A 22,674-nucleotide genomic window follows, 5' to 3' on the forward strand; every position below is an offset into this window, starting at 1 on the left:
ACGCATCAATATGCCATCCGCACCGAACGAACCCCAATGGAGCGGATGACATCCAGCGTCATATTGTAGACGCGCCTGACCATCCCGCCTTCGACAGGTCGACGGGTGTCCACCGCAAACGCGCCGCTACGCGCGGGCCGCATCCATCCGGCATACGCCCAGTCGCATCGCCGCCGAAATCACGCATCCGGCGGAATCATGCGCCTATAGTTGTCGGCTAACGGCGCATCGTCCCGATACGCGCCCGGAACGATCGAACCGCCCACCGTAAGGAAAGGACAACCATGACCGACGCCAACGAAACCGGCGTGACGCGCATGAGCGCCAGCATTGCAGAGCCATCGACGAACCAGACGGGAACGAAGCCTGCCGTCCCCGCTGGAAGACAGCTGCCGGAGCCCTGCGAGAAGACCACGTTCCACAGCATGCAGGCCGAGGGTCACGAGATCCGCTACGCCGCGAAGGTTGGCACGATCCTCATCGACACGCCCAAGGTCAAGCCGGCCGCCAGCGTCTTCTACACCTCGTTCGAACTGCTCGACGCCAACGACAGGGTCAACCCCGAACGTCCAGTCACCTTCATCTTCAACGGCGGTCCGGGCTCGTCCACCACGTTCCTGCTCATGGGGTCGATCGCCCCGAAGCGCATCGACGTGCCGGACGCAGCCCCCGTGCCCGCGGCGCCCTATCATCTGGCTGACAACCCGCATACGCTGCTGCCGGCCTCCGACCTCGTGTTCATCGACGCGCCCGGTGCCGGCTTCTCCGAGATCCTCGACGCCGCCAAGCCGGAACTGTGGTCGGTGGACGGCGACGTGGCCGGTTTCAGCGCGTTCATCCGCGCCTACCTGAGCAGTCACCGCCGCTGGAACTCCCCCAAGTACGTGCTCGGCGAATCCTACGGCACGACCCGAGGCGCAGCGCTCGCCTATCGTCTTCAGCAGGACGGGGTCGCCCTGAACGGCCTGACCCTCATCTCGAACATCCTCGACTACGCGTACACGCTCGACACATCCGATCAGTTCTACATCGGCTACTTCCCCACTTTTGCTTCGGTCGCCAGGTATCACGGTCGTGCGGCGAACGAGGTGGAGCAGTCTGAGCATCTCCGGGCGGCGCGTGCATTCGCGAACGGCCCGCTGCGTCTCGCATTGGCTGCGGGCGCGTCTCTGCCCGACGACGTCAGACATCGGGTCGCCGAACGCTACGCCGAGCTGACCGGTCTGGACGCAAAGTACGTGTACGACTCCGACCTGCGCGTGGTCGACATGCGCTTCCGCAAGGAGCTGCTGCGCGACGAGGGCAGGATCGTCGGCCGCTACGATGGCCGCGTGGCCGGATACGACCTCGACCGGATGAACGACGAGGAGACGTTCGTCGTGGACGACGCGTTCCTTGATCCGGCGTATTCGAGCCTCGCCAACGCGTACCTGCGTGACGAGCTCGGCTGGGACAGGAAGCCCGAGCGCGTCGGGTTCGCCGACTTCGACTGGAACGCCACCACCCCCGGCAAGGGCTGGACGTGGTGGCACAAGCAGCCCGACATGACCAAGTCGTCGTGGGGCCAGAACATCCCGTTCCCGAACGTGGTGCCGGATCTCGCCGCCGCGATCGCCCATCAGCCGACGCTCAAGGTGCTTATCGGCAACGGCGTCTACGACCTGTGCACGCCGTTCTTCCAGACCGAATACGACATCGACCATCTGGGACTGCCGAAGCCGTTGCGGGGCAATGTGGCATTCACCTACTATCCCGCCGGCCACATGCTGTACTCGTCCGTACCGAGCCTCGCCAAGTTCTCCGAAGATCTGAAGCGCTTCTACGCCTCCGACGTGACGGGTCTGCGCGCGATCGACGAGCGTCCGGCTGCCTCCATTCCCGACATCCAGCTGTGATCGGAGACCAAGTAACGATCAACACGTTGTTGATATAAGCGTGCGTCATTGAACGACACGTTGTTCAATGACGCACATGTCACGGTACCTCAGCGATGTCGCAGCAGTCTTCTCGCTGTCGTGATTGAGAAAGCGACCGCCCAGACTGCCGGCATCGCCATGATGGAGAAGGCCAGCACGCGTGGCCATGAGGAGCCGGCCACACCGGTGAGGTTGGTCATGGCGGTCGAGACGTCGTACATGCCGTGGGCCACGATCAGCGGCGTGATCATGCCCATCCGGCGGTACAGCAGCACCGCGAGCACCGGCCAGACGGCGATGGCGAACGCGGCCCACCCGTAGTAGAGGTGGAACGGCACGCGCAGACCGACCGCAACGCACGTGACCAGCCACCACGGAGCTCCCGCATAACGCAGACCGATCACGACGATGCCGAGCAGCACCAGCTCCTCGGTCGGACCGGCGAGAAACATGTTGACGCAGTAGAGCATCGCCGCAAGACCGCTCTCGTAACGGGCGGCGAACGGATAGTCATAGAACGGCGTGCGGATGACCGCGGAGACGAGATCGATCGAGGCGAATCCGGCAAGCATGCACCAGCAGTATGCGAAACCGGTACGCCACCAACGCCGCCACCGCAGGGCCGAGCCGGTTCCGGTCAGTGACCGCCCATCCGGAACGAACACGAATCCGCATGCGCGCCATCGCAGCAGCAGAAACACCATTGCGGCGACGCCGGTCAACAGCAGGTTGTCGATCAGATGCCGACTCTGCCCATACACGGTGACCATGCCAGGTCTGGCTGGTCCCGCGCCCCCGGTCAGATCGCGGATCGCGACCCGAATCCCGTCACCCCAGCCGTATGCGTACAGCGGCGCAATGCACAGGCAGACGATGACGGCCGTGATCGCACGGTGCCGCTCGACAGGACGCACCCGTTCGTCCAGCGCATTCGATTGCGCGAAACCCTGCGTGAGCTGCGATGGAACAGTCCGCCACAATGCCATGTGATCCGCCATGCCAGCCACTCTACGTCCATGTACGTCCGTTCGTCCACACACGACGCGAAGCCGATCACGCAAAGAAGGCGACGACGAATCAGGGACATTTCAGGGCCCTCCCCGATGCCCCTGATGACGATTCGCACACACCGATCTGCGATAATGCCAAGGAGAACACCGACCGGAGAACTATCGCGATCGAAAGACGGGAGACTGGATGGCACGGAACGAGGCGAACACGGGACATGCACAGACGACACGAAACACCGTCCTTGCCGCAATCGCGATCATCTGCGTGCTCGCACTCGCCTTCACGGCCGTCTTCGTGTGGTCCCGTTCCGGATCGACCCGTCAGACCGCATCCAAGCCGGCCGACTACTGTATGACCACGACGTCATCAGGCAGCTATCCACTGAGCCTTACACAGACGCGCAACGCCTCGCATATCACCGTGATCGCCATAGGACGCGGACTTCCCGACCATGCGGCCACGGTGGCGATCGCAACGGCCATGCAGGAGTCGAAGCTCGTCAATCTTGACTACGGAGACCGTGATTCGGTGGGCCTGTTCCAGCAGCGTCCGAGTCAGGGATGGGGCACGATCGAACAGCTGATGGACGAGACGTATGCGACGAACGCCTTCTACGATGCACTGGTGAAGGTCGCGAACTGGCAGACGATCCCCGTGGAGGACGCCGCACAGGCGGTACAGCGCTCCGGATATCCGGACCTGTACGCGCAGTGGGACGGCATGGCCCGCGCGTGGGCATCCGCCATGACCGGCGAGGTAGCGGCCGGCATCACCTGCTCGATCCATTCACGTTCCACAGCCGATCCCGATGGTCTGGTCTCGGCGTTTCGCACTCTGTTCCCCTCCATCACGATCGTTCGTTCACTGGGACTTGACGACGATTCGGACTCATCCGGCTCATCGGATTCGTCGAATCACGCTTCAACCTCGAACTCCGCGAATTCCGACAACTCCTCCACAGCCGATCAGCCATCCACGGTCGAGACGACTCTCACATTCACGCTTCCGGCGGGCTTGTCGACGACCGAGACGAAGAGACGGGGCTGGCAGGCGGCGACCTGGCTGATCGCCCATGCGCAGCAGTACGGCATAGACGCCATCCACACGAACGGCATGGAATGGACACGCAAGACCGGCTCCTGGTCCGGCACCGAGGCGGCGGAGCAAACGCTGACGGCGACGTTCCAGTGACGACGTTCCAGTGACGGCACCGTTCCGATCGCGTACTGCTAGCGGCGCAGACCGCGCAGCAGCGCGATCTCCTCCCGGTGCGTGGTCTCGGTGAGCTCCTTGGTCTCGAGGATCATCGGCAGTCGGGCCATGCGCGGATCGTTGACGAGCCGCGTGAAGAACGGGACGCCCAGCTTGCCTTCGCCGATGTTGGCGTGGCGGTCCTTATGCGATCCCAGTCCGAACTGGGAGTCGTTCGCGTGGATGGCCTTCACCCGATCGAACCCGATGAGCTCGTCAAGTGAGGCCATCACGCCGTCGTAGTCGTCGAGCAGATCATAGCCCGCATCGAACACATGGCAGGTGTCGAATGTGATGCCCACACGGCCGCGCACGGCGGGGTCGACGCCGTCGATGATCGTGCGCAACTCCTCGAAGGTGCGACCGCATTCGGTGCCCTTGCCGGCCATGGTCTCCAGCAGGATCATGACGCTGGCGGAGGCATCCGTCTCATCCGCCAACAGCTCGAGCACCCGGTTCAGTCCCTCGGCGATGAGCCGGCACCCGGTCTCCGCTCCCTGCCCGACATGCGCGCCGGGGTGGATGTTGAGATACGTCTCCTGACCTGCCGCACGAATCGCCCCGAGCAGCGTCATGTCCTCGACGAGCGCCTGAATGGCGAATTCACGTTTTGCTGGATCCTTGCCGGCGAGATTGTACACGTAGGGCGCATGTACGACCAACGGACCATAGTCCTCGGCCTTGAGCGTGCGTCCGAACTCCCCCGCACCTGCGGGATCGAGTGCCTTGGAACGCTTGCCGTACGGCGAACGAGGGAAGAACGCGAACGCGCTGCCGCCCTCGTCATGTGAACGTTTGATGAGGGCTTTCCAACCGCCCGCCGTGGACAGGTGGGAGCCGATGTACAGCGAGTCGCCGTTCGAACCCGAATCCATGGTCATTGCCGATCCCCTTTCGTCGCGCCTGTCGGCGGTCATGGTCTTCGTTCACCTTACACAATCGCCCGTTCAGTCGGCGTACCGGCGGACGAGGTCGCGCGGCGGCCGGGTCACGCACCATGCGAGCAGCAGCCCCAGCGCCGTCACGCCGAGGGCGATCGCGACCTGCAGCTGCCAGATCGGCACGGTCCGCAGCCAATAGCCGATGTCGTCGGCTCCGATCATGCGGTTCCACGCCACGTGATAATAGCCGAGCGCGATGCCGGAGGCCATGCCGGCGGGCACCGCGGCGAGGAGGATCACCGCGGCCTGCGTGACGCCGAACCGGCGCAGGAAGCGCGGCGAGGCGCCCACGGCATGCATGGTGGCCATGTCCCGCTGCACCTGGGTGCGGGCCAGCAGCAGGGAGATCGCGGTCGCGAGCAGCGCCAGCGCGCCCAGCAGCGCGATCGGGATCAACGCCATGTGGTCCAGCCACGGCAGCAGGTAGACGTCGCCGGTGATCGCGCTCAGGGGGCTGTCCTGTCCGACCTGTGCGGAGACCTGCTGCGTGATCGTGTATGTGGCGATCGCCGAGGTCAGCGACGTGGCGGGCGACTGGCCGGACAGCGACGCGAGCTGCACGTATTCGCCGATGTAGCGCAGACGGGTGATGCCGAGCTGCCGCGCGGTCGTGGGGCTCATCGCCAGCCTCTGGAAGCCGCGGACGAACACGGCCCTGCGCTTGACGATCCGTGTCGCGTCCGTCGCGCCGTCGGCGTCCGGGTTCGCGGATGCGGATACGGCCACGCGCACCATGCCGTTCTCGTCGATCATGCCGGCGTTGCCGACCACCACGCCGCCTTCGTCGAGCGTCCGGGCGGCTTCGTTGGCGTTCGGGAAACCGGAGATGCGCATCGCGTCGCCGTCGAGGATCAGCGAATTCTCGAAGGAGGTGGAACTTGAGCCGGCGCCGTAGATCGACGACGAATAGGACTCGGCGATGGGCACGCAGGTGACCGGCGTGCCGGGGAACAGCGCGGAGGCGGCGTCCTGCCGTGTCGTGTCCGGATTGTCGACGGGGCTGTCGTGATCGCAGTCGCGATCCTCCGGCAGCAGCGTCGTCGCATAACGGTAGCCGTGTTCAGCGTTGAGTCTTACGGTCTCCTCGCTCGTGCCGTTGTCGGTGGACTTGTGCCATCGCCGGTAGTCCTCCGAATAGACCGGGTGATGGGCCGTGACGGGCGTGCGCTCGGCGAGACGGCTGATGGCGTCGCGGACCACCGCCCGGTCGAACGCGTTGTTGACCGGCACTTCGGTGGCGATGAGCATCCCCGTGCCGGAGACGAACTGGGAGGTGCGCTCATGTTGCGATTCCGTCGTGGATCCGGTGAGCACGGTCATGTACGAGGCGATGCAGACGGTGACGAGCACCGCGCACGCGGCCGGCACGAACCGTCCCCGGTGTTCGGCGGCGTCGCGCAGGGCGAGCCTCGGGCCGACGCCCATGCGCGTGCCGATCACACCGCACCAGCCGGCGAATGCGCGCATCAGCAGCACGAGTCCGACGATCGCGGCCAGGATCGTGGCGGTCAGGAGGATCGTACGCGCGTTGATCCCCGATGACATGCCGCCTGGATCGGCCCCGCCGTCGGGCACTGGCGCGTCCAGACGCAGCCCGATCACACCGCAGATGACGGACAGGACGATGAACAGCGGCCCCGACCATGCGGCGAGGCATGCGACGGCCCCGCGCAGCCGGCGCATGCGGACGGGACGGGAATGGGCCGGGCCTGCGGCTGTCGCGGATCCCCGGTCTCTGGTCGGCCGGTCCTTCAGCGCGTCGACCGGGTTCATGCGGGCGACCGTACGCGCCGGCAGGAACGTGGCGGCGAAGCCGATGACGACGGCGGACAGGACCGCGACCGGCAGGATCGCATAGGGGAACCCGGCGAGGACCTCCCCGTGCGTGGCCCCCTGCATGCCGCCCGTGTACGGCGCCGCCGCGACGGCGAACGCGAAGCCGAGCCCCATGCCGGCCACGCCTCCGATCAGTCCGATCGCCAGTCCCTGCGACGAGATCACCCGCTTCAGGTCGCGTGGCGCGCCGCCGGAGGCCGCGACCAGTCCGAGCATGCGACGCGACTGGTCCGCGGACACGGTGAACGCGGGGGTGACGAGGAACAGGACGAGCATGACGCCGAGCAGCAGCGTGATGACGACCGTCACCATGCGCTGGGCGAGCAGTTCGGGGTCGATGGGCGTGGGATACAGTTCGTCGGCCGTGGGATAGCCGTCCGTCAGCACGTACCGGGAGACGGCGAACACCTGTGATGTGTTGAGCCGTCTGATCTGCCGCCAGGTGACCGGCCGGTCGCCCATGACGAGGTAGTGGCCGTCGACGCCGGTCGGGTCCGCCTCGACCATGGCGGACAGCCATCCTTCCAGGCCCCATGCGCGGTTGTCGTCGTCCGTGGTGATGCCGCTGACCGTCCATGCGCGCTGGGAGTCGGCGATGACCTCGCCGATGCGTCCGTTGGCGCCCATGAGCCCGTCGAACGGGGGCGCGACCAGTGTGACGGTGTCGCCGACGGTCACGTCGAGTCGTTTCGCCAAGGCCGCGCCGATCACGATCTGCGTGTCGTCGGCGGGCGCCCTGCCGGTGGCGAGTCTCGGCATCAGCTTGGGCAGCGCGTCGGCCACGGCCTCGGTCATCGTCGCGGTGGTGGCGGTGGACAGGTCGACGTCCTTGTCGGTGCCGGTGCCCTCGCTGGCCTTGGCCTGCTCGCCGGGTTCGAGCGCGGTGCCGGTGGTGGCGATGAGCTGCTCCGACTTCCAGTACGCCAGCAGCCGGTCTCCCCTCGGCAGGATGTCGCCGATGCTTTCGGCGCTGGCGGGTCTGATGGAGGGATCGTCCATCCATGTGCCGGCGGCGCCTTCGGGCAGCTGCGGGAACGGGGTATCCGCGTTGACGGCGGTGGCGGTGACGACCGCCTGCACACCGTCGGGGATGGCCGCGAGCGCGCGGCTGCGGGTGGGAGGCGCGGAGGAGGTGATGCCGACGGTGGCGACCATCGCCGCGATCGTCAGCATGACCAGGAGGATCGACAGGATCGTGCGCGCCCTGTGGCGCAGGGCGTCGCGCCAGCCGAGGCGCAGGGCCGTGCGGTATCGGCGGATGCGCGCCGGTATGGTCGGCGTGGATGCGGTTCCAATCGTGGCCATCACAGCTCCCTCTCCTCGATGTCGAGCAGGTCGTCGAGGTCGCTCGGCCCGGTTTCGTCGACGATCCGCCCGTCGCGGATGAAGACCGTGCGATCGGCCCATGCGGCGAACCGCGGTTCGTGGGTGACCAGCAGCACGGCGCCGCCCTGATCGGCGCGGGCGCGCAGCACCTCGAGGACCGTCACCCCGGCCTTGGAGTCGAGTGCGCCGGTCGGCTCGTCGGCGAGCAGGAGGCGTCGCGGGCCGACGAGCGCGCGGGCGATGGCGACGCGCTGCGCCTGCCCGCCGGACATGTCCTCGGGGCGGCGGTCGGCGAGTTCGGCCACGCCGACCTCGCGCAATGCGGCGATGGCGACGCGGCGAGCCCTGGCGGGCTTCCAGCCGTCCAGTTCGAGCGGGAACGAGACGTTTTCGACGGCGTTGAGCGAGGGCAGCAGGTTGAAGTCCTGGAACACGTATCCGGCGAACCTGCGGCGGATGGCGGCGCGGTCGGCCACGCTCATCGCGGCCAGATCGCGCCCTTCGACGAGCACATGGCCTTCGGTGGGTACGTCGAGCCCGCCGGCCATGTTGAGCAGCGTCGACTTGCCGGATCCGGAGGGGCCCATGATGGCGACGAACTCGCCGGGGCGCAGGGTGAGGTTCGCGTGTTCGAGCGCGACGACGCGGCGGGCGCCCTCGCCGTGGATGCGGGTCACGTCGCGCAGTTCGAGGACGTAGGGCGTGCCGCTGTCGTCGGTTGCGGTGGTGGTGTTTGTGGTGTTTGCGGCGGTGTTCATGCTGGGATCCCCTCCCTGCTGCTCGCGTTGTCCTTGTCGTTCACATCGTTCGCCGTCCCCGGTACGGAATCCGTCGTGGCCTGCGCACGCCGGATCGACGCGCGCAGCTGCGCCGCGTCGACGGTGTCAAGCCATCGCAGCTCCGCTTCGGTGATGAACAGGTGATGGTCGAGCACCAGCCGTGTGGACACCTCGTCTGCGGGGGTGTTTCGCCGCAGGCGGGTGACGTCGTGGAGCAGCTGCTGCAAGGCGTGACGCTGGTGCTGGATGAGTGCGGACACGTCCAGTCCGGGCACCTCGACGGCGACGGCCAGTTTCATGACCAGTTCGTCGCGGCCGCGCTGCTCTGGTGTGACCGGGGATCGCCACCATCGCTCGAGCTCCCTCCGTCCCGACGGGGTGAGCCGCCATATCGGCGCGGGCGATTGCGCGCGCGATCGCGATCTCACCGCGGTGGCGTCGGCCGTTGCGCCGTCCTCCCCCGTCGTATCCTTGTCCGCCGGCCGGTCGCCGACCGGCTGCTCCTCGACGAGCCCGTCGCGGCCGAGGCGCTGCAGCGTGGTCGACACCTGACCCATGTTGAGTGGCCAGGTCAGGCCGATCGTACGGTCGAAGTCCTTCTTGAGCTGGTATGCGTTGGCCGGCCCGCGCTCCAGCAGCGCGAGCAGCGCCTCCCTGATCGCCATGATTCCCGGATTCCCCTTTCACGGCCGCTCGCTTGCGGCCGCCGTATCGTCGACATCAACGGCTACCGAGCAACCAACCACTTACAAGGTTACTGAGTAACCAGTAACCCATAGGTTACTCAGTAACTACTCCCGACACGCGCCTATCCCCTTCCGTGGCGCAACAATTTCCCGAAATCTCCGGCCATTTCCGGAGATTGTTGTGCTGAGTCAGAGTCAGTGCAACAATCTCGCGGAATCAAGGGTGATTTCGGGAATTTGTCGCGCTGGGTGGTGGTGCCGGGCGCAGTAGAGCCGGACGCAGTGGCGTTGGGCGCAGTAGAGCCGGAAAGCCGGCGGACGGGACCGAAACACGGGACGCCCGGTGGGTGGAGGGAACCGAGTCGGGTTCTCTCCACCCACCGGGCGTCATACGGGGTGATGGGCCTGCGGGCCGGGGTCTCCGGGAGACTTCCGGAGACTCCAAACCACCGGAACCTACAGTTCGCGCAGCTGCGCGGCGATCTGCACGGATTCGACGCTGGCCTCGGCCTTGTTGCGGGTCTCCTGCCATTCGTTGGCGGGCACGGAGTCGAGCACGATGCCGGCGCCGGCCTGCACGCTCGCCTCGTGATCGCGCAGGAACGCGGTGCGGATGGCGATGGCCATGTCCATGTTGCCGGAGAAGTCGAAATAGCCGACGGTGCCGCCGTAGATGCCGCGGTCGGCCACCTCAAGTTCGTCGATGATCTCGACCGCGCGCGGCTTGGGGGCGCCGGAGAGCGTGCCGGCCGGGAACGCGGATTTGAACACGTCGAACGCGGTCAGCGACGGGTCGACCCTGCCGGTGACCGTCGAGCAGATGTGCATGATGTGGCTGAAGCGCTTGATGTCCATGAGCTGGACGACCTCGACGGACTGCGGAACGCACACCTTGCTCAGGTCGTTGCGCGACAGGTCGACGAGCATGATGTGCTCGCTGCGCTCCTTGGGATCGGCGAGCAGCTCCTTGGCGAGCTTCTCGTCCTCCTCGGGGGTGGCGCCGCGCGGGCGGGAGCCTGCGATCGGGAAGGTCATCGCATGCCCGTTGTCGACCTTGATGAGGGTCTCCGGACTGGATCCGATGACGTTGAAGTCCCGGCCCTCGGCGTCGGTGAGCGCCATGAAGTACATGTACGGGCTCGGGTTCAGGGTGCGCAGCACGCGGTACACGTCGAACGGGTCCGCCGGAGAATCGATGTCGAGACGCTGGGAGATGACCACCTGGAACACGTCGCCGTCGACGATGTGCTTCTTGGCGGCCTCGACGGCCTGTTCGTACCGGCTTTTCTCGGTGCGGAACCGCAGTTGCGGCTGCGGCCTCGACGGGTCGAGCGCGTTGACGCGCGCCTCACCGGGGGTCGGTGTGGAGGCGTCGACCTGCATGCGCTCCAGACGCGCGACGGCCTCATCGTAGGCGACGTCGGCACGCGTGGGCTTGTCGTCCACGTTGATCGCGTTGGCGATGAGCCACACGGACCCGGAGACGTGATCGACGACGGCGATGTCGGTGGCGAGGGCGAGCACCATCTGCGGCTGACCGGTCTCGTCCGGGGCCTCGGCGCGCAGCGTGGGCTCCCAGTGGCGGATCGCGTCCCAGCCGACGGTGCCGACCAGACCGGAGGTGAGATTCGGCAGACCGTCGACGTGCGGAGCCTTCAACGCCTTCAACGTGGCGTGGGCGACCTCCACCACATCGCCGTGTGTCGGCACGCCGGCGGGTACGGTGCCGAGCCAGTCGGCGTTGCCGTCCTTGTCGGCACGCAGCTGCGCCATCGAATTGACGCCGATGAAGCTGTAACGGCTCCACGTGCCGCCGTATTCGGCGGATTCGAGGATGAATGTGCCCGAACGGCCGTTGGCGAGACGCTCGTAGAAGCCGACCGGAGTGAGCGAGTCGGCGAGCAGCCGGCGCACGATCGGGATGACGCGGTACCCCTCATCGGCAAGACGGTGGAACTGCTCGCGCGACGGCCATGTGCCGCCCCAGTTGAGTCCCCTGACGCTGTTCTCGTCGCCGACGGTTTCGGTGTTTCCGCTCATCGATCCTCCTCCTGCTTCCGCTCCTGCTCCACGGTGCGATGCCCCTCGACGACCGGCAGCGGACCACCCTCGAGGAAGCAGCTGCGCTTGCCGGTGTGGCATGCGGCCCCCACCTGATCGACCTCGACGAGCAGTGCGTCGCCGTCGCAATCGAGCGAGACCCCCTTGACGTATTGCACGTGGCCGGAGGTGTCACCCTTGCGCCAGTATTCCTGACGGGAGCGGGACCAGAAGGTCACGCGTCCGGTGGTGAGCGTGCGGCGCAGCGCCTCGTCGTTCATATACCCGACCATGAGTACCTCGCGGGTGTCGTACTGCTGGATCACGGCGGCCACGAGACCCTTCGCGTCGCGCTTGAGACGGTCCGCGATGCGCGGGTCGAGTTCGGTTGAATTGTCGTAGGTGATGTCTGTCATATGTCCTTGTCTGCCTTTGGAAACCTGATAATCCGAAGAGCCGCTCTAGCGCACGGTGTAGCCGTGGCGCTTGAGCTCGGCCTTGACGTCGGCGATGGTCATGATGCCGAAGTGGAAGACGGATGCCGCGAGCACGGCGTTCGCGCCCGCCTCGATCGCGGGCGGAAAGTCCTCGACCTTGCCGGCGCCGCCGGAGGCGATGATCGGGATGCTGACCTCTTTGCGCACGGCGCGGATCATCTCGAGGTCGAAGCCCTGCTTGGTGCCGTCGGCGTCCATCGAGTTCAGGAGGATCTCACCGGCGCCGAGCTGCTCGGCTCGCTTGACCCACCAGATCGCGTCGATGCCGGTGGACTTGCGACCGCCCATCGTGGTGACCTCGAAGCCGGACTGCGTATGCTGCTCGCCTTTCTCGCGACGTGCGTCGACGGAGAGCACGAGGACCTGATTGCCGAAGCGCTCGGCGACCCTGCTGATCAGCGTGGGATCGTTGATGGCGGCGGTATTGACGCCCACCTTGTCCGCGCCGCAGCGCAGCAGGGAGTCGACGTCCTCGGGAGTGCGCACGCCGCCGCCGACGGTCATCGGGATGAAGACCTGCTCGGCGGTGCGGCTGACGACGTCGACCATCGTGCCACGATGGGAGCTGGAGGCGGTCACGTCGAGGAACGTCAGCTCGTCGGCGCCCTGCCGGTAGTATTCGGCGGCAAGCTCCACCGGGTCGCCAGCATCCTTGAGATTCTCGAAATGCACGCCCTTGACCACTCGTCCGGCATCGACGTCCAGGCACGGGATGACTCGAACCGCCAGCGTCATACTTCACTCCCCTTTGCTTTGCAAGGCTTTCGTTACAGATGTCAAGGCTAGCGGCGAAGCGTTACATCGTCATCGCGCGTCTCGCTATGCTGACTCGCGGCTGACTCGCGACGACGATCATCCGATTCGGTCTCACGACCGACGCTCGAACGCCTCCCTGGTCTTGGCGGCGAGCTGTCCGCAGGCGCCGTCGATGTCCTGACCGCGAGTGTCGCGCAATGTGGCGGTGATGCCGGCTGCGTGCAGGATATCGAGGAACCGTGCCTCGTCCTCGGGTTTGGAGGCGGTCCAGCGAGAACCCTCTATCGGATTGAGCGGGATCGGGTTGACATGCGCCCAGTTGTCGCCGTAGTGGTTGAGCCGCTTGGCGAGGAGCCTGGCGTGCTCGGCCTGGTCGTTGATGCCGCGCATCAGCGCGTATTCGATGCTGACGCGGCGCTTGGAGGCAAGGAAGTAGTCATGCGCGGCGTCGAGCACTTCAGTGGTGTTGAAACGCTTGTTCATCGGCACGAGTTCGTCGCGCAGCTCGTCGCTCGGCGCGTGCAGCGACACCGCCAGACGCACCGGAAGCCCCTCGGCGGTGAGCTTTTTGATGCCGGGGACGACACCCACGGTGGAGACGGTGATGTTGCGTGCGGAAATGCCGAACCCCTCGGGCGGCATGGCGGAGATCTGACGTACGGCGGAGATCACGGATCGGTAGTTGCCCATCGGCTCGCCCATGCCCATGAACACGATGTTGCTCAGACGCCCGGGTCCTCCGGCGACCTCGCCGTCGCGCATCATGCGTGCGGCGACACGCACCTGTTCAAGGATCTCACCCGCGGACATGTTGCGGGTGAGACCGAGCTTGCCCGTGGCGCAGAACGGGCAGCCCATGCCGCAGCCCACCTGGCTGGAGATGCACAGCGTGGTGCGCGTCGGATAGCGCATGAGCACGGATTCGATATGGGAGCCGTCGAACAGACGCCACAGGGTCTTGATGGTGGTGCCTTCGTCGGCCACCTGCCGGGTGACCTCATGGATGAGTTCAGGGAAGAACGCGGCGGCAGCCTCGTCGCGTTTGGCGGCGGGAAAATCGGTGAACTCGGCGGCGTTGACGTCGAAGTGGCCGTAGTAGTGGTTGGCGAGCTGCTTGACGCGGAACTTCGGCAGACCCAGTTCGGCCGCCTTGGCGATCCGCTCCTCGCCGGTCATATCCGTGAAATGCAGCGGTGGCTTTCCGCGCCGGGCGTGGTCCTTGGAAAGCACGTCACGGAACGCGCCGGTGGTGCCACCGGGGGTGATGCCCGTCTCGGGAGTGTCATGATGCTGATCGTCAATGGCCATGTCGGTCCTTGGATGTTCCTTTCGTAAGGCCTTGTATTCGAACCAATGTCAACGGTTCGCCGTTACAGGCCGGTGAACCACAGCAGGATGCAGGTGAAGGGAGCGGCCATGAGGATCGAGTCGACGCGATCCATGACTCCGCCGTGTCCCTTGAGCAGGTGACCCATATCCTTGATGCCGAGATCGCGCTTGATCATCGAGGCGCACAGGTCGCCGAACGTGCCGGTCACGCCGACAAGTACGCCGGAGACGATCGGCACCCACCATTTGGCGGCCCATACGTCGGGGGTGTAGGTGAAGAACATGACGGCGAACGCCCCGGCCATGGCGAACAGGATCGAGCCCGCCAGACCCTCCCAGCTCTTCTTCGGGGAGATGCGTGGGGAGAGCTTGTGCCTGCCCAGCCATGCGCCGGCGAACAGGCCTCCGGTATCGGACAGCGCCGGCAGGAACACCAGCATGATCGCATGGGCGACGGGGTGACCGTGGAAGGTCAGCGGGATGATGATGCAGGAGGCGAGCACCGGGATGTAGAGCACCGTGAGCACGGAGACCGCCACATGGCTGAGCCTCGAATGATGCTGTTCGCCGCCGTCGTGGTTGAACGACGATTCAAGGCGCGCCCCCGCCTCGGTGCTGGACAGCTTGTTCGCGACGGCGAGCGACAGACGATTGCTGAAGCTCAGCTTGGCCGTGGCGGACATGGCCACGAGCATGATCGACGCCATGGCACACAGCGCCATGGCCACCACATGCAGTGGCGAGAAGTATGCGGCGAAGAGGGTGATGGCCGAGCAGATCCACAGCATGACCACGGGTATATGCAGACCGACCGTCGCGAAGTCGACGCGCAGCTCCCACAGGGCCAGCACCATGAACACGACGACCAACGCCACGAACAGGTCGATGTTGATGAGCAGTGCGGCGAGAATGACGGCGATGAGCAGCACGGCCGTGCCGATCGCCTGGGGCATGTTGCGCCCGGTCTTCTTGTTGATCTCGTCGAGCGCGACCTCGGCCTCTTCGTGGAGTTGTTCGTTGCGTTCCATGGGTGTGTCGGAGGTTCAGACCTCCATGATCTCCTTCTGCTTGGTCTCGAGCAGGGCATCGATCTCGTCGGTGATGGACTTGGTGACCTTGTCGAGGTCCTTGAGCAGACGATCGCCCTCGTCCTCACCCAGATCGCCGTCCTTGACGGACTTGTCGATGCCTTCCTTGGTCTTGCGGCGGATGTTGCGCACGGCGACCTTGCCGTCCTCGGCCTTGGACTTGGCGAGCTTGACGTACTCCTTGCGGCGGTCCTCGGTGAGTTCCGGCATGGTCAGACGGATGACGTTGCCGTCACGGTTCGGGCTGATGCCGAGATCCGAGTTGCGGATCGCCTTCTCGACGGCGCCGGCCTGAGATGCGTCGAACGGGGTGACGGACAGGGTGCGCGGTTCGGGAACGCCGATGGAGGCGACGGCCTTGATCGGCGTCGGGGCGCCGTAGTAGTCGACCATGATGCCGTTGAGCAGTGCCGGGTTGGCACGGCCGGTGCGGATGCCCGCGAAGTTCTCCTTGGTGTTCTCCACCGTCTTGGCCATCTGTTCCTTGGCCTGATCGATGACGTTTGCCATGTGTGTTCTCCTTAAGTTAGAGCTTGTGTGCTGTCTGTTCTTCCACGAACGGTTCAGACGAACGGTTTCGTCTTTCGATTGTAGATGCCCGAGGTGGCCGCGGGTCAGTCCGCCACGCGCGATTCGGCGGTGGACACGAGCGTGCCGATCTCCTCGCCGAGCAGGGCGCGGGTGACGTTGCCCGGCTCCTCGAGGCCGAACACACGGATGCGCTTCTTGTTGTCGCGCGCCATGGACAGTGCGGAGGCGTCCATTACGGCGAGGTTGTCGACGAGGGCGCGGTTGTAGCTCAGCGTCTCGAAGCGCTTGGCGTTCGGATCCTTGCGCGGGTCGGCGGTGTACACGCCGTCGACGCCGTTCTTGCCCATGACGACCTCATCGCAGTGGATCTCGAGGGATCGCTGGATGGAGACGGTATCGGTGGAGAAGTACGGCATGCCGGCGCCGGCGCCGAAGATGACCACACGGCCCTTCTCGAGATGGCGGATGGCCTTGAGCGGGATGTACGGCTCGGCGACCTGACCCATCGTGATGGCGGTCTGCACGCGGGTGGCCTGTCCCTCCTGCTCGAGGAAGTCCTGCAGGGCGAGGCAGTTCATCACGGTGCCGAGCATGCCCATGTAGTCGCCGCGGGAGCGGTCGATGCCGGCCTGCTGGAGTTCGGCGCCGCGGAAGAAGTTGCCGCCGCCGGTCACGATGGCGACCTGCACGCCCTGACGCACCGCCGGGACGATCTCCTCGGCGATGCGACGGATCACCGAGGTGTCGATGCCTACCTTGCCGCCGCCGAACGCCTCTCCGGACAGCTTGAGGAGAACCCTGCGCGGTTTGTCTTTTGCATCGTTGCCAGTCATGGAACACCCTTTCGTTCTCGGGTCCGAGTCCGGTGTCGGCCGGGACCCACGAAAATTACCGTCTAACAGGTTATCCGCTATTGGCGACAGGCGTCCGGCCGATCGGCGTCCGAGGTCTCGGGACGGTTGCGCGTCGAGCGTGCGGCGAGCCAGTTGAGCACCGATCCGGAGACCACCAGCAGGGTTCCGAGCCAGAACGGCAGCGAGAGCGCCAGACCGAGGATCAGCGAGCTGGCCGCCACGGAGGGTACCGGGGTCGCGTAGGACGCAATGGCCAGGGTCCTGAGGCTGCCATGCAGGATGCCGTACCCCCAGCAGGCGTAACCGCCGGCGATGACCACTGCGCATCCGAGGACGGCGATCCAGTCGATGACGCCCGGCGTTGCGGCGGGAAGTCCCTGACCGGACATGAAGTGGATGATCCACAACGCGACGGCCACCCCGGGGAAGAACACGGACGTGCCGTCGAGTCCGCCGGACAGCGTCGGAGTGATGACCGCGTACACGGACCATGCGGATGCCCCGAGGAACGCAAGCAGATACGGCAGCGGATTGGCTGCGATATGGCCCACCGCGGCCGTGAAATCGAGCCCGCTGTTGCCACCGACCGCAAGAGCCACGCCGATGGTGGCGACCACGGCGCCGGGGATGGCCCGCCATACGGCCCCCTTGACCCGTGGCTTGGTGATGCCGGCGGAGAGCAGCACCATCATCGTGGGCCACAGATAGTTGACGAGACTGACCTCGACCGATTGCGCGGCGGTGGACGCCAGTCCGATCGACAGGGAGATCGACGACTCGTAGAAGACGAACAGTGCGCCGCCGATCGCGAGATAGCGTCTGGGATAGTTCCGTAACGGCGCGGGACGGTGGAAGACGAGCAGCAGTACGACGCCGACGGTGTAGATCATCGCCGATCCGAGCGTGGCGCCGAACGATTCCGCGACGATGCGCACGAGCGCGGTCATCATGCTCCACAGCAGCAGTGCTGAGAGTCCCACCGCCGTGGCTCTGGTTGCGGGCACGTATCTGAATCCGCGCCCCTTCGGTGATTGGCGATTCATGTCGTTTCTCTCTTGGTGTCGTTCGTCGTTCGTGCTTCCCGTATCTTCCCGCAGTACGGCAAGCGGCCGTGCGCCACGCGTGGAAACGTGGTGCACGGCCGCTCACGGACGGGATGACGAAGGATCAGTCCTCTTCGCCCTTGCCGACCTCGATGCGGGCGAAGGCCAGAGCCTTGCCGCCGACCTCTTCGAACAGCTTGCCGACGTTCTTGGACGGATCCTTGACGAACGGCTGCTCGAGCAGGACGACCTCCTTGTAGAAGGCGTTGAGACGACCCTCGACGATCTTCGGAACGATCTTCTCCGGCTTGCCCTCGGCGAGGGACTTCTCGGTGGCGACACGACGCTCGGACTCGACGACATCGGCCGGGACGTCCTCACGGGTCAGCCACTTGGCACCCATCGCGGAGATCTGCAGGGCGGCCTCGTGCGCGACGGCGGCGCCGGCCTTGTCGGTGGCGATCATCGCGACGATGCTCGGCGGCATCTCGACGGACTTCTTGTGGGCGTAGATCTCGACGTGCTCGCCGGAGATCTTCGCGAACTGGCCGACCTTGACGTGCTCGCCGAACAGGGCGGCAGCTTCCTCGATGGCCTCCTTGACGGTCTCGTCACCGGCCTTGGCGGCCAGCAGCTCGTCGGCGTTGTTCGCATCGGCGGCCACGGCGTAGCCGAGGATGGTGTCGGCGAACTCGACGAACTTCGGGGTCTTGGCCACGAAGTCGGTCTCGGAGTTCAGCTCGACCGCGTAGCCGGTCTCGCCGTTAGCGCCCTCGACAACCTTGGAGGCGATGGTGCCCTCCTGAGCCTTGCGGCCTTCACGCTTGCCGGCGGCGGCGATACCCTTGGCACGGATGATCTCCTTGGCGCGCGCGACGTCGCCTTCGGCCTCGGTCAGGGCCTTCTTGACGTCGAGCATGCCGGCGCCGGTGTCCTCACGAACCTGCTTGATCAGAGCGGCGGTAATTGCTGCCATGAAACTATCTCCTTGAGATGAAACTCGATTGTGTACTCCTAGAATCGGAGGTGCAATCCTTGTCGCACCTCCGATTCTAGCGTCTACCGGTCCCTAACGGGTCACTCGGCCTTGGCTTCGCCCTCGGCGGACTCGGCCGGAGCCTCGGTCGCGGCGGCGTCCTGGTTCTCCAGCAGGTCCTTCTCCCAAGCGGCCATCGGCTGCTCGGCGGACTCGGACTCGTCCTTGGCGGCCTTGCCGGAACGCTCCAGCAGACCCTCGGCGACGGCGTCGGCCATCAGGGTGGTCAGCAGCTCGATGCCGCGGATGGCGTCATCGTTGGCCGGAATCGGGTACTCGACGGACTCCGGGTCGGTGTTGGTGTCGACGATGGCGACGACCGGGATGCCCAGCTTGTGAGCTTCCTCGACGGCCAGCGCCTCCTTGTTGATGTCGACGACGAACATCGCGGACGGGGTGCGGCCCATGTTGCGGATGCCGCCCAGCTGCTTCTCCAGCTTGTCCTTCTCGCGCTCGAGCAGGAGCAGCTCCTTCTTGGTCAGGCCGGAGCCGTGCACGTCGGAGAAGTCCATCTCCTCGAGCTCCTTGAGACGGGCGACGCGCTTGGAGACGGTCTGGAAGTTGGTCAGCATGCCGCCGAGCCAGCGCTCGGAGACATACGGCATGTTCACGCGGGTGGCTTGGGCGGAGACGGCCTCCTGAGCCTGCTTCTTGGTGCCGACGAAGAGCACGGTGCCGTTGTGGGCGACCGTGGTCTTGATGAAGTCGTACGCCTTGTCGATCATCTCGAGCGACTTGAACAGGTTGATGATGTGGATGCCGTTGCGCTGGGTGAGGATGAACTGCTTCATCTTCGGGTTCCAGCGGCGGGTCTGATGGCCGAAGTGCAGGCCGGCCTTCAGCATTTCGCTCATAGTGATCTGAGCCATGGTGATACACCTTTCTTGTCGGTTATTGCCTGGTCATGCGCACCCGGGTGCAGCCGTTCCCCCGATTGACACGGGGTCGGGCCGACCGACACGGGCCGTCGCGAGCATGACGCGAATTCTTGGTGCGCCGGTTGACGATAATGGGTGGCTCGGAACGCCTGCGACTGCGTTCGTTGCCGGGTGGCACACAAATTTTTAGGATACCACGGGGCATGGAAAAGGCCTGTGCGACGACGAGCATGCGTCACACAGGCCTTTGTCGGCGTCGGCTTATCGCCCGATCACTTGGCGGCGTGCTCGCGCATGTACTTCAGCGCGGCGCGTCGTTCCGCCTTCTCGAGACGGTCGAGATAGACGTGTCCGTCGAGGTGGTCGGTCTCGTGCTGGAGCATGCGACCCATCAGCCCACTACCCTCAAGCACGATCTCCTTGCCGTTAAGATCGATGCCCCTGACGCGCGCGTAGTCGGCGCGACGGGTCTTGTACCACAGGCCGGGCACGGACAGGCACCCCTCGTCACCGTACTGCTCCCCTCGGGTCTCCTCGAGCACCGGATTGAGGATGTATCCGATCTTCCCGTCGATGTTGTAGGAGAAGGCTCGCAGGCTCACGCCGATCTGGTTGGCGGACAGGCCGGCGCGGCCGGGATCGTTCACCGTCTCCAGCAGATCGTCCACCAGCCGGCGCACGGCCGGGGTGATCTCGCGGATCTCATCGCAGGGCGTGCGCAGCACGGGATCTGGTACGATGCGAATCTCTCGGATGGCCAATGCTTTCAGTTCTCCTTGTCCTCGTCATGACCGTCGGCACGGTCGTCGGCACGGTCGGTCCGCTCGGAGCCGTCGGTCTGATCGGCTTCGGCTCCCGGGTCCTCGCGCTTGATTCTCTCGGATACGCTAGCAATGGAATCCGACACGTTCTCCTTGGCCTGCTCGTAGGCGGAGCGCAGGGCCTTCGGGTTGACGTTCTCGGAGGCCTGCTTGACGGTCTCGGCGGTACGCTTGACCGATTCGGTGGTCCTGTCGAGGATGCGCACGGTGGCGGGCAGCGGCTTGGAGGCGCCGCGCGGCGCGTAGATCTCGCCGTCGATGATGCTCTCGTAGCGCTTGAGTACCTTCGGGCGCACGACCTTGAGGCTCGGGGTCAGCGTGCCGTTCTCCTGGGTGAACGCCTCGTCGAGCACGACGAACTTGCGCACGGACTCGGCGCGGGAGACGTTCGCGTTGGCCTTGTCGACGTACTGCTGGATGTAGGCGCGCACCGCGTCGTTGGCCGCGATCTCGTCCATCGAGGCCTCGCGGTCGAGTCCCTGCGAGGCGAGCCAGGAACGGGTCATCTCCTCGTCGAGCTCGATCAGCGCGGAGATGAACGGCTTGCCGTCGCCCACGACGACCGCATGGTCGACGATCGGGCAGGTGGCGATGACCTCCTCCATCGGCGCGGGGCTGACGTTCTTGCCTCCGGCCGTGATGATGATGTCCTTCTTGCGGCCGGTGATGTACACGAAGCCGTCGTCGTCGATGGTGCCGAGGTCGCCGGTGCGGATCCAGCCGTCGGCGGTCTTGACCTGAGCGGTCAGATCGGGCTGCTTGTAGTAGCCGAGGAACACGTTCGGGCCAGTGAGCAGCAGCTCGCCGTCCTCGTCCTGCCTCACGCCCATGCCGGGGCCGGGCTTGCCCACCGATCCGACCCGGTTCGCGTCCTGCCAGTTGACCATCATCGGAGCCGCGGTTTCGGTCATGCCGTAGCCCTGGATGAAGGTGATGCCGTCCATGCCGTTGAAGAAGTGCGCCAGATCGGCGTTGAGGGGCGCGCCGCCGCAGGCGAGCCAGGCGAGGTTCGGCCCCAGCGCCGAACGCACCGACTTGCCGACCGTGGACATGAAGAACGAGTGCTGCATGCGGGCGATCAGCGAGTGTCCGCGTCCCTCCTGCTCGTCCCTGGACCACTGCACGAAATGACGGTATGCGGCGGCGAACACACGGCCAGCGATGCCGTTGCCGGCCTTCTGGGAGGCGGCGTTGTACACCTTCTCGAACACACGCGGCACGCCGAGCAGATACGTGGGCTTGAACGAGCGCAGATCGGCTAACAGATGCTTGGCGCCCGGGATGTAGCCGACCACGCCGTGTCCGCCGACGGCCACGTACTGGATGTAGCGGGCGAAGCAATGGGCCAGCGGCAGGAACAGCAGCAGACGGTTCGGCTCGTAGAGCATCTCGTCCAGGATGATGTAGCCGTTCTTGACGATGTGCACGAAATTGCGGTTGGACAGCATCGCGCCCTTGGGTTTGCCGGTCGATCCGGAGGTGTAGACGATGGTCGACATGTCGTCGGCCTTCACGCGGGCGATGGCCTCGTCGAGCTCGTCGTCGGGCACGTGCGCGCCGAAGTCGGCGACGGCGTCGAGTCCGGCGGCCTTGAAGTTGAAGATGTACTTGAGGTCCTTCACCTGATCGCGCACCTGCTCGAGTGTCTGCGCATGCTGGTGGTCGCCGGCGAACGCGATCAGCGGCGCCGTATCCATGATGATGGAGGCGGCCTGCCGCTCCGAGTCGGTCTCGTAGATCGGGACGCTGACCGCGCCGATCGCGGCGCAGGCGAAATCGACGACTCCCCACTCGTAGCAGGTGGCCGAGTAGATCGCCACCATCGTTCCCGGACGGACGCCGAGTCCGATCAGGCCCTTGGCCACTTCGCGCACGCGTGCGAGCATCGACGCGGCGGAGACGGTGTGCCAGACACGCTCGTCGTCCTGGTATTCGGCGATGTCGCCGTCGGGTTCGGATGCCGCTCTGTCGGCGAGCAGCGAGAAGATCGTGTCGCCGTCGCCGGTCACATATTCGGGGTCGGAGATGTATTCACGCAACATAAGGCTCAACTAT

At 65.6% G+C, this 22,674-nt stretch carries 19 protein-coding genes; 2 read left to right on the forward strand and 17 right to left on the reverse strand.

Annotated features, from left to right (window positions below):
- The first annotated feature begins 284 nt into the window (after positions 1-284).
- Positions 285-1,895 (forward strand): S10 family peptidase, encoded by a 1,611-nt coding sequence (locus BW11_RS06610; RefSeq protein WP_258184575.1) that lies wholly within the window; start codon positions 285-287, stop codon positions 1,893-1,895.
- 89 nt (positions 1,896-1,984) lie between these two features.
- Here BW11_RS06610 and BW11_RS06615 read toward each other — a convergent pair whose 3' ends face one another.
- Entirely contained in the window at positions 1,985-2,914 is a 930-nt protein-coding gene (locus tag BW11_RS06615) for a type II CAAX prenyl endopeptidase Rce1 family protein (protein WP_043164070.1), read from the reverse strand.
- Positions 2,915-3,113: 199 nt separating this feature from the next.
- Between BW11_RS06615 and BW11_RS06620 the strand changes: the two genes are divergently transcribed.
- Positions 3,114-4,118, forward strand: coding sequence for a cobalt transporter (locus tag BW11_RS06620; RefSeq protein ID WP_140445016.1), 1,005 nt, complete (start codon positions 3,114-3,116; stop codon positions 4,116-4,118).
- Between the two features lie 38 nt (positions 4,119-4,156).
- On the opposite strand, the gene BW11_RS06625 is transcribed toward BW11_RS06620, so the two are convergent.
- The 16 genes from BW11_RS06625 to BW11_RS06700 all read right to left on the reverse strand — a co-directional run bounded on the left by BW11_RS06625 (position 4,157) and on the right by BW11_RS06700 (position 22,661).
- Positions 4,157-5,053 carry a deoxyribonuclease IV gene (locus BW11_RS06625; RefSeq protein WP_140445091.1) on the reverse strand — a complete coding sequence of 299 codons (897 nt, stop codon included), beginning with the start codon at positions 5,051-5,053 and terminating at the stop codon, positions 4,157-4,159.
- Positions 5,054-5,125: 72 nt separating this feature from the next.
- Positions 5,126-8,260, reverse strand: coding sequence for an FtsX-like permease family protein (locus BW11_RS06630; protein WP_258184576.1), 3,135 nt, complete (start codon positions 8,258-8,260; stop codon positions 5,126-5,128).
- Positions 8,260-9,039 carry an ABC transporter ATP-binding protein gene (locus tag BW11_RS06635; protein WP_140445017.1) on the reverse strand — a complete coding sequence of 260 codons (780 nt, stop codon included), beginning with the start codon at positions 9,037-9,039 and terminating at the stop codon, positions 8,260-8,262. The genes BW11_RS06630 and BW11_RS06635 overlap by 1 nt, the downstream gene beginning before the upstream one ends.
- The gene (locus tag BW11_RS06640) at positions 9,036-9,725 is read right to left on the reverse strand and encodes a PadR family transcriptional regulator (RefSeq protein WP_140445018.1); all 690 of its coding nucleotides are present in this window, start codon (positions 9,723-9,725) and stop codon (positions 9,036-9,038) included. Before BW11_RS06640 ends, BW11_RS06635 begins: the two co-directional genes overlap by 4 nt.
- Positions 9,726-10,202: 477 nt before the next feature.
- Positions 10,203-11,786: an anthranilate synthase component I gene (gene trpE, locus BW11_RS06645; RefSeq protein WP_140445019.1), complete on the reverse strand. Its 1,584-nt coding sequence runs from the start codon at positions 11,784-11,786 to the stop codon at positions 10,203-10,205.
- On the reverse strand, positions 11,783-12,202 hold the full coding sequence (gene hisI, locus BW11_RS06650) for a phosphoribosyl-AMP cyclohydrolase (protein ID WP_140445020.1): 420 nt from the start codon (positions 12,200-12,202) through the stop codon (positions 11,783-11,785). The genes trpE and hisI overlap by 4 nt, the downstream gene beginning before the upstream one ends.
- A 45-nt stretch (positions 12,203-12,247) precedes the next feature.
- Positions 12,248-13,018, reverse strand: a complete 771-nt coding sequence (hisF, locus tag BW11_RS06655) for an imidazole glycerol phosphate synthase subunit HisF (protein ID WP_043164075.1) — start codon at positions 13,016-13,018, stop codon at positions 12,248-12,250.
- A gap of 132 nt (positions 13,019-13,150) precedes the next feature.
- On the reverse strand, positions 13,151-14,347 hold the full coding sequence (gene rlmN / locus BW11_RS06660) for a 23S rRNA (adenine(2503)-C(2))-methyltransferase RlmN (RefSeq protein ID WP_181162524.1): 1,197 nt from the start codon (positions 14,345-14,347) through the stop codon (positions 13,151-13,153).
- A gap of 62 nt (positions 14,348-14,409) precedes the next feature.
- Positions 14,410-15,396 carry a phosphatidate cytidylyltransferase gene (locus BW11_RS06665; RefSeq protein WP_107044036.1) on the reverse strand — a complete coding sequence of 329 codons (987 nt, stop codon included), beginning with the start codon at positions 15,394-15,396 and terminating at the stop codon, positions 14,410-14,412.
- Between the two features lie 15 nt (positions 15,397-15,411).
- On the reverse strand, positions 15,412-15,966 hold the full coding sequence (gene frr / locus BW11_RS06670; protein WP_043164081.1) for a ribosome recycling factor: 555 nt from the start codon (positions 15,964-15,966) through the stop codon (positions 15,412-15,414).
- Positions 15,967-16,070: 104 nt separating this feature from the next.
- Complete coding sequence (pyrH, locus tag BW11_RS06675; RefSeq protein WP_043164083.1) at positions 16,071-16,820, reverse strand: UMP kinase; 750 nt, start codon at positions 16,818-16,820, stop codon at positions 16,071-16,073.
- Between the two features lie 77 nt (positions 16,821-16,897).
- Positions 16,898-17,884, reverse strand: a complete 987-nt coding sequence (yddG, locus tag BW11_RS06680; RefSeq protein ID WP_140445021.1) for an aromatic amino acid DMT transporter YddG — start codon at positions 17,882-17,884, stop codon at positions 16,898-16,900.
- A gap of 124 nt (positions 17,885-18,008) precedes the next feature.
- Positions 18,009-18,860 carry a translation elongation factor Ts gene (gene tsf, locus BW11_RS06685; protein ID WP_140445022.1) on the reverse strand — a complete coding sequence of 284 codons (852 nt, stop codon included), beginning with the start codon at positions 18,858-18,860 and terminating at the stop codon, positions 18,009-18,011.
- A gap of 101 nt (positions 18,861-18,961) precedes the next feature.
- Positions 18,962-19,789 carry a 30S ribosomal protein S2 gene (gene rpsB / locus BW11_RS06690; protein ID WP_043164087.1) on the reverse strand — a complete coding sequence of 276 codons (828 nt, stop codon included), beginning with the start codon at positions 19,787-19,789 and terminating at the stop codon, positions 18,962-18,964.
- A gap of 281 nt (positions 19,790-20,070) precedes the next feature.
- Positions 20,071-20,559, reverse strand: a complete 489-nt coding sequence (gene def / locus BW11_RS06695; RefSeq protein ID WP_107044033.1) for a peptide deformylase — start codon at positions 20,557-20,559, stop codon at positions 20,071-20,073.
- Positions 20,560-20,564: 5 nt separating this feature from the next.
- Positions 20,565-22,661, reverse strand: a complete 2,097-nt coding sequence (locus BW11_RS06700; protein WP_140445023.1) for a long-chain fatty acid--CoA ligase — start codon at positions 22,659-22,661, stop codon at positions 20,565-20,567.
- Positions 22,662-22,674 lie beyond the last annotated feature (13 nt).

It is taken from the genome of Bifidobacterium sp. UTCIF-38 (assembly GCF_006454495.1).
Classification (GTDB): Bacteria; Actinomycetota; Actinomycetes; order Actinomycetales; family Bifidobacteriaceae; genus Bifidobacterium; species Bifidobacterium callitrichos.

What these genes read in the sequence shown, in the direction of transcription:
- yddG (WP_140445021.1), bottom strand. Translation starts at nt 17,884, where the DNA reads ATGAATCGCCAATCACCGAAGGGGCGCGGATTCAGATACGTGCCCGCA.
- BW11_RS06620 (WP_140445016.1), top strand. Translation starts at nt 3,114, where the DNA reads ATGGCACGGAACGAGGCGAACACGGGACATGCACAGACGACACGAAAC.
- hisI (WP_140445020.1), bottom strand. Translation starts at nt 12,202, where the DNA reads ATGACAGACATCACCTACGACAATTCAACCGAACTCGACCCGCGCATC.
- BW11_RS06700 (WP_140445023.1), bottom strand. Translation starts at nt 22,661, where the DNA reads ATGTTGCGTGAATACATCTCCGACCCCGAATATGTGACCGGCGACGGC.
- BW11_RS06615 (WP_043164070.1), bottom strand. Translation starts at nt 2,914, where the DNA reads ATGGCGGATCACATGGCATTGTGGCGGACTGTTCCATCGCAGCTCACG.
- BW11_RS06625 (WP_140445091.1), bottom strand. Translation starts at nt 5,053, where the DNA reads ATGGATTCGGGTTCGAACGGCGACTCGCTGTACATCGGCTCCCACCTG.
- BW11_RS06610 (WP_258184575.1), top strand. Translation starts at nt 285, where the DNA reads ATGACCGACGCCAACGAAACCGGCGTGACGCGCATGAGCGCCAGCATT.
- BW11_RS06665 (WP_107044036.1), bottom strand. Translation starts at nt 15,396, where the DNA reads ATGGAACGCAACGAACAACTCCACGAAGAGGCCGAGGTCGCGCTCGAC.
- BW11_RS06640 (WP_140445018.1), bottom strand. Translation starts at nt 9,725, where the DNA reads ATGGCGATCAGGGAGGCGCTGCTCGCGCTGCTGGAGCGCGGGCCGGCC.
- trpE (WP_140445019.1), bottom strand. Translation starts at nt 11,786, where the DNA reads ATGAGCGGAAACACCGAAACCGTCGGCGACGAGAACAGCGTCAGGGGA.
- BW11_RS06635 (WP_140445017.1), bottom strand. Translation starts at nt 9,039, where the DNA reads ATGAACACCGCCGCAAACACCACAAACACCACCACCGCAACCGACGAC.
- frr (WP_043164081.1), bottom strand. Translation starts at nt 15,966, where the DNA reads ATGGCAAACGTCATCGATCAGGCCAAGGAACAGATGGCCAAGACGGTG.
- BW11_RS06630 (WP_258184576.1), bottom strand. Translation starts at nt 8,260, where the DNA reads ATGGCCACGATTGGAACCGCATCCACGCCGACCATACCGGCGCGCATC.
- pyrH (WP_043164083.1), bottom strand. Translation starts at nt 16,820, where the DNA reads ATGACTGGCAACGATGCAAAAGACAAACCGCGCAGGGTTCTCCTCAAG.
- hisF (WP_043164075.1), bottom strand. Translation starts at nt 13,018, where the DNA reads ATGACGCTGGCGGTTCGAGTCATCCCGTGCCTGGACGTCGATGCCGGA.
- rpsB (WP_043164087.1), bottom strand. Translation starts at nt 19,789, where the DNA reads ATGGCTCAGATCACTATGAGCGAAATGCTGAAGGCCGGCCTGCACTTC.
- rlmN (WP_181162524.1), bottom strand. Translation starts at nt 14,347, where the DNA reads ATGGCCATTGACGATCAGCATCATGACACTCCCGAGACGGGCATCACC.
- tsf (WP_140445022.1), bottom strand. Translation starts at nt 18,860, where the DNA reads ATGGCAGCAATTACCGCCGCTCTGATCAAGCAGGTTCGTGAGGACACC.